Source organism: Microcystis sp. M31BS1 (assembly GCF_020245285.1).
Taxonomy (GTDB): domain Bacteria; phylum Cyanobacteriota; class Cyanobacteriia; order Cyanobacteriales; family Microcystaceae; genus Microcystis; species Microcystis panniformis.
Map to the genome: position 1 here is coordinate 1 of NZ_JADBVE010000141.1, position 2,769 is coordinate 2,769.

Below are 2,769 nucleotides of genomic sequence, written 5' to 3' on the forward strand. Positions count from 1 at the left end.
ATCCTTATCTGGCAAGAGACTTAATTGATTAGTTCGCTCTAGATCAAAAATAATTGACAAAAATCGCCAAATGCCTTTCTATATAAGGGTTCCATCCCTTATAACCCCCGTCCATTGCATAACAAAAACCGAAGAACCAAACAGCAAAAGGTTTTGGCTGTTAAAATGACTGGTTGAGACAAGCAGGGGTAGCAGACGGGGGGAGGAAGCTGGCAGATATTTATCCTGCAATTCAATCTTGACAGACCACTAAGTATTTCTCCCCCAAAAGTAGATTCGTCGCTCTTGCCTTTAAGCTGTTGACTATCTAAATTACTCGTTAAGACTGCACCAGAGTTGGGAGCGCCGAGGAGTAAGGTCGATCATTTGTACTAAAATTTTCCCTAGGCAGTTTCAATGCAATACAGATCACCAGCTTTTCATCGCTGGCAAAAAATTTTTTGCTCCCGCAAACTAGCCGATAAATGACCGCTAGTCAAGGGTTACAATCAAGAATTGATACAAAAATTTATCGAGTCAAGTTATGAGTAATCAGTACGATGCGATCGTGATTGGGTCGGGAATCGGGGGATTGGTGACAGCGACGCAATTAGCGGCAAAAGGGGCAAAAGTCTTAGTTTTAGAGAGTTATCTGATTCCGGGGGGCAGCGCAGGTTATTTTGAACGAGAGGGTTATCGTTTTGATGTGGGTGCTTCGATGATTTTTGGTTTTGGCAAAAAGGGGACGACTAACCTCCTAACCAAGGCTTTGGCAGCGGTGGATATAAGTATCGAAACCATTGCCGATCCCGTCCAGATCCATTATCATCTCCCGGACGGATTAGACTTAAAAGTTCATCGCGACTACGAACAATTTTTACAGGAATTAATTAGCCATTTTCCCGCAGAAAAAACCGGCATCCGGCGCTTTTACGATGAATGCTGGCAGGTTTTTAATTGCCTCAATAGTATGGATTTACTATCGCTGGAAGAACCCCGCTATCTGACTAGGGTTTTTTTCCAGCATCCCTTATCCTGTTTGGGATTGGTCAAGTATTTACCCCAAAATGCGGGAGATGTGGCCAGAAAATATATTAAAGACCCGAAATTATTGAAATTTATCGACATGGAATGTTATTGTTGGTCGGTAGTACCCGCCGATCGCACTCCGATGATTAACGCGGGAATGGTCTTTAGCGATCGCCATTACGGGGGAATTAACTATCCCCGGGGGGGAGTGGGACAGATTGCTCTCAAGTTAGTCGCGGGATTGGAAAAAGCTGGTGGTGAAATCCAGTATCAAGCGAGAGTGAATAAGATTATTTTAGATGCAGGACGGGCGATCGGGGTAAAATTGACCAATGGTAAGGAATACTACGCTAAAAAGATTGTTTCTAATGCCACCCGTTGGGATACCTTCGAGAAACTACTCCCCCCGGAATCTCTCCCGGGCAGCGAAAAAAAATGGCAAAAACGCTATCAAAAATCCCCCAGTTTCCTCAGTTTGCATCTGGGAGTTAAGGCCGATGTGTTACCATCAGGAAGCGAATGTCACCATATTTTACTAGAAGATTGGGAAAATATGGAAGCAGAACAGGGAACTATCTTTGTTTCTATTCCTACCTTACTCGATCCCTCCCTCGCACCCCCGGACCATCATATCATTCATACTTTCACCCCTAGCTGGATTGATCAATGGCAAAAACTGCCCCCTCAAGAATATCAACAGAAAAAAGAGGCCGCTGCTCATCGTCTCATTGATCGCCTGAAAAAACTCTTTCCCAAACTAGATACAGGATTAGATTATATCGAAATTGGCACAGCCCGCACCCATCGCCGCTTTTTGAATAGAATCGATGGCAGTTACGGCCCAATACCGCGAAGAAAACTGTTAGGCTTATTAGGAATGCCCTTTAATCGCACAGCTATTCCTAATCTTTATTGTGTGGGAGATAGTACCTTCCCCGGTCAAGGATTAAACGCAGTGGCCTTTTCTGGTTTTGCTTGCAGTCATCTTCTATCGGTAGATCTGGGTTTACCTCGTCCCAGAGATTAAAAGCTGAAAATCAGGATTTTTACCGGCGAATTCGGAAACGGGAAGGTAAGACTTGACAGCGTTTCTCAGATGGATGAAGCGCATTTTTGCGACTGGAATCCTTACTTCGGCAAGGTTTAATCTATACTTCACCTTGATGAGAAACGCTGTGGATATTAAACTAAATCCGGTTATTAAAGAATGATTATTTAGGGTTTGCTGAATAAATCTAAAAACCTTGTTAGATAAGGCTTTTGACCTGTTAAAATCCGATGTTCATGCTGCGAAAATCGGATTGGGACTCTCAAAAACCTTGCATTATCCTTTTTTTAGTACATAAATTGGTACAAAAAGAGAGTTAAAACCCATTGCCAGTAGGGACTATAGCTAGGGTTTGCTGAATAAATCTAAAAACCTGATCCAACAAGGTTTTTAGACTTTTTTTCCCTCAAAAAGTGCCGACCTTTGGAGTGATTGGGGGGAAAATTCCGGGACTTTTTCCCTGAAAATTAGGTAATTGGCCACCTCAAAACTGGTAAAACCCCACACCCCACACCCCACACCCCACACCCCACACCCTACCCCCCGGAAAAACTTTTTCAGCAAACCCTAGCTACAATGATTGATTTTTCTCAAGGTGAAGAATTGTAATTTTTTTTCTCAGAAAAAATCAATTATTGAAAATGTTCTCAATAGTAGTTTCTACAATGAAGGTTTTTCGTCAAAACATCTTGGGGAATGTAAAAATATGTAAA

General features: G+C 42.6%; 1 protein-coding gene. It reads left to right on the top strand.

All coding sequences use genetic code 11. The annotated features are described in order from the left end of the window. Nucleotides 1-523: 523 nt before the first annotated feature. Nucleotides 524-2,035 carry a carotenoid isomerase gene (gene crtH, locus IM509_RS08060; RefSeq protein WP_052276807.1) on the top strand — a complete coding sequence of 504 codons (1,512 nt, stop codon included), beginning with the start codon at nucleotides 524-526 and terminating at the stop codon, nucleotides 2,033-2,035. Nucleotides 2,036-2,769 lie beyond the last annotated feature (734 nt).

Bases quoted from the DNA above. Each gene is read 5' to 3' on its own strand.
- crtH (WP_052276807.1), top strand. From the start codon at position 524: ATGAGTAATCAGTACGATGCGATCGTGATTGGGTCGGGAATCGGGGGA.